Source organism: uncultured Campylobacter sp. (genome assembly GCF_938018145.1).
Lineage (GTDB): Bacteria > Campylobacterota > Campylobacteria > Campylobacterales > Campylobacteraceae > Campylobacter_A.
The window spans coordinates 1-3,455 of sequence record NZ_CALIII010000130.1 but is presented as its reverse complement, the minus strand read 5'-3'; the positions used below and the strand labels follow the sequence as shown (position 1 = coordinate 3,455).

Sequence of the window (3,455 nt, the reverse complement as noted above, 5' to 3'; positions counted from 1 at the left end):
TTGGCGTAGACAAAGAAAGATATCTCGTAACAAATCAAGGCAACTACGTCCTAGGAACGCAAAATACGCTAACGCAAGTCACTCCAAGCCAGGGCGCAATAGAGGCTTTCGGTAGAGTAAACAGCACCGCCGCAGTCACGCAGGCCTACACGCTAGGCGCCGATACTACAGACCTTGACGTCGGCGACATCGGCTCCCAGGGTAAAATTCGCTTGCCTGAGTTTTTGTATCTACCGACTAAACCGACGTCAAAGGTGACTTTTAAAGGAAATCTCGACTCGTCTTTTAAAACCGAGCCTACTACTTTGCCCGTAGACGCCGCTACCTATACGAGCAACATAGATAACCCCTCTAGAACTATAAATTTACGCGGACGAGTCACGCCTGACGCCGCAATAACTCGCCCTAGAAAAGGCGATATGGTTACAGTAACGGCAACCGATGCAAACGGCAAAACGGCTGATTTTAGCGCTCCGATCGATGAAAACGGCAACTGGGGCATAAGCAGGAGCTTTGAGAGAGATTTTGATCTAACGACGGCGCCGAATTTGACCGCTAAGATAAACACGACCAAAGAAGCGGCAAACCGGGAAAAATTCGTAACCGAGCTTTTAAATGCGGACGGCACGAAAAATACTCTGGAACTAACGCTAACAAAACGCATCCCTCAGGGTGCTAACGGCACGGTTTGGGATGCGGCGGCGACCGTAAAAGACGCAAGCGGCGCAGTGGTCTCAAATACTAACGGCGAGCTAAATTTTGATTACGAAGGTAGGCTTGTTAGCTCTACTTTAAGCGCTCTAGATAATAACGGCTCGCAAATCGAGCTAGACTTCGGCACTCCTGCGGCTGCGGGTCAAATTTACTCAGGCGTCACTAGCACGTCTCAAGCCAAAAGTATCTCGATCGCGCAAGACGGCGTGCGTGAAGGAATTTTAAAGGATTATTACACCAACGATTCTGGAAATATCTTGGCGCAGTTTACAAACGGCCAAGTCCGCTCCGTCGGCAAAGTCGCTCTCTATCACTTCCAAAACGAGCAAGGCCTTGCAAAAATGGGCGATAATATCTATTCGCAAAGCGCGAATTCCGGCGCGGCCTTTTTCTATAAAGACGCAGGCGGCAAAAGCATCTACGGCGCCAAACTAGCTAGCAGCATGCTCGAGCAGTCAAACGTCGATCTAGCCCAGGCTCTAACGGAAGTCATCGTCACGCAAAAAGCCTACGACGCTAACGCCAAGAGCATAACGACTAGCAACGAAATGCTCCAACGCGCAATCGAGCTAAAACGCTAAATTTAACCCGCGATTTGACGCGGGTTTTTTAATTTTAGCTGCAACCTTAAAGCCAAATTTAACGCGATAAAATAGTCTACTTCAAGATATCTAAATAATTTTTTAGCTAAAATCAGCCCCGAAAATTTACCGAATAAAGAAAAAAATTATGAACCGAAAAAGAATCTACAATCCAAGCTCAAATGAAAATTTGACCGACAGAAGAGTCTTTAACGGCAATCCGCACGGCATTTTAAATTTTACCAAGGCAAAATACCAGTGGGCGCTAAAGCTCTGGGACCTAATGGAAGCTAACACGTGGTTTCCAAAAGAGGTCGACACCACCGACGACGTACGCGACTACGCCTACAACCTCACTCAGGCCGAAAAACGCATGTACGACTTAGTCTGGAGTCAGCTCATCTCGATGGATAGCTTCCAGACAAACAACCTAGCCGACAACATCAACCCATACATCACCGCGCCCGAGATCAACGCCTGCCTAGCGCGCCAAGCCTACGAGGAGGCCAACCACTCCAAGTCCTACGCCGTCATGGTCGAGGCCATCTGCGACAACACCGATCTCATCTACGAGATGGAAAAGCACGACGAAGTGCTACGCGAGAAAAACGACTACATATCAAGCGTTTACGAGGAGCTTGCAGGCGAAGTCACAGACGAAAAGCTACTACTAGCCATGGTGGCAAATCAAATTTTAGAGGGCATTTACTTTTACAGCGGCTTTACGGCGATTTATGCGCTGGCGCGTGCGGGCAAGATGCTAGGCAGCGCGCAGATGATCCGCTTTATCCAACGCGACGAGATCACGCATCTACTGCTATTTCAAAACATGATAAACAGCGTCCGCACCGAGCGTCCCGATCTTTTTACGCCTGAAACTGAGGCAAAAATTTACGATATGTTCGAGCGCGCGGGCGAGCTTGAGATCAAATGGGGCAAATACATCACGCAAAACCAGATCATGGGCTTTACCGACGACATCATCGAGCAATACATCCGCTACCTCATCGATCAGCGCCTAGTCGCGATCGGCTTAAAACGCCGCTACAACGTCCCTCACCCGATCAAATGGGTCGATGATTTTGCTAAATTTAACGACCAAAAGTCAAATTTCTTTGAAGCGAAGGTCACAAACTACAGCAAGGGAAGCATCAGTTTTGACGACTTTTAGTCCAAATTTATGCCCTATCGTCCTAACTGCGCCGACCTGCCAGCAAAGACAAGACGAACTGCTAGAAAAAATCGCCGCCGCACCCAGACACTCTGTCATCTTAGCCAGCGAGCTATGCGTGAGCGGGTATGATTTCGATGGATTTTTTAGCGGCGCAAACCGCGCTATGCTGGGCGGTTCGATCGGCAGTTTCGACGCCATACTTTTTGAAGCGCTACAAGAAGCGCTAAGTCCCGATAAATTCCTCGGTCTCACGCACCTAACGAGCCTAAACCGCGCCAAAGGACTCGCGCAAATTTCAATCACGCAGGCGCAAAAAAACGAAATTTACAACGAATTTATCCTGCTAAACAGCCAAAACGTCTTTTACACGCAAAATAAATCAAAACTTTTTCGCCCAAATTTAGAGCATGAAATTTTCGCCTCAGGCGACGAGTCGGCGATAAAGCCTTTTGATTTTAAAGGGCTAAAAATCGGCGTTCTCATTTGCTTTGAGCTTAGATTTGCCCATCTTTGGCAGCAGCTAAAGGGCTGCGATATCATCCTCGCGCCCGCAATGTGGGGCAAGGCGCGCGAGGACGCATATCTTACGCTTTGCAAGGCTCTAGCGCTTGCTAACAGCTGCTACGTCGTAGCCGCAAGCTCGCTTGATTTAGAGTTTTCGGGCGTATTTTTGCCGAGCGGCGAATTTGCGAAAGAGGCTAAATTTGACGCAAATTTGATCCTTGAAACCAAACGAAATTTGGGGATTTTATGACCGCTCTTGAAAAATCAAAATGCACAAACATGGCCGATGAGATCGGCGATATACTCACTCTGACGCCCTCGCTTTACAAGGCTCTTTGCGACACTCCGCGCGAGATCTTTGCGCCCGTCACTCGCCACGCATACAGCCTAGACGCCCAGCCAATCGGCGGCAATCAATGGATCAGCTCGCCTCTAACGGTAGCCAAAATGACGCTGGCGCTTGAGGCCGAAGATATCGACAA

General features: G+C 48.7%; 3 protein-coding genes and 1 pseudogene. All 4 read left to right on the top strand.

Going from position 1 to position 3,455, the window contains the following annotated elements; genetic code table 11:
- The coding region (locus Q0338_RS02930; protein WP_298085454.1) for a flagellar hook-basal body complex protein at window positions 1-1,295 on the top strand (1,295 nt) is incomplete at its 5' end.
- Window positions 1,296-1,443: 148 nt separating this feature from the next.
- Window positions 1,444-2,466: a ribonucleotide-diphosphate reductase subunit beta gene (locus Q0338_RS02925; RefSeq protein WP_002950951.1), complete on the top strand. Its 1,023-nt coding sequence runs from the start codon at window positions 1,444-1,446 to the stop codon at window positions 2,464-2,466.
- On the top strand, window positions 2,453-3,223 hold the full coding sequence (locus Q0338_RS02920; protein WP_298085453.1) for a carbon-nitrogen hydrolase family protein: 771 nt from the start codon (window positions 2,453-2,455) through the stop codon (window positions 3,221-3,223). Before Q0338_RS02925 ends, Q0338_RS02920 begins: the two co-directional genes overlap by 14 nt.
- A pseudogene (locus Q0338_RS02915) lies at window positions 3,220-3,455 on the top strand (protein-L-isoaspartate O-methyltransferase); the annotation flags it as partial. The gene Q0338_RS02920 and the pseudogene Q0338_RS02915, both read left to right, overlap by 4 nt.

Excerpts from the sequence above, each read along its gene's own strand:
- Q0338_RS02925 (WP_002950951.1), top strand. The coding sequence starts at position 1,444 with ATGAACCGAAAAAGAATCTACAATCCAAGCTCAAATGAAAATTTGACC.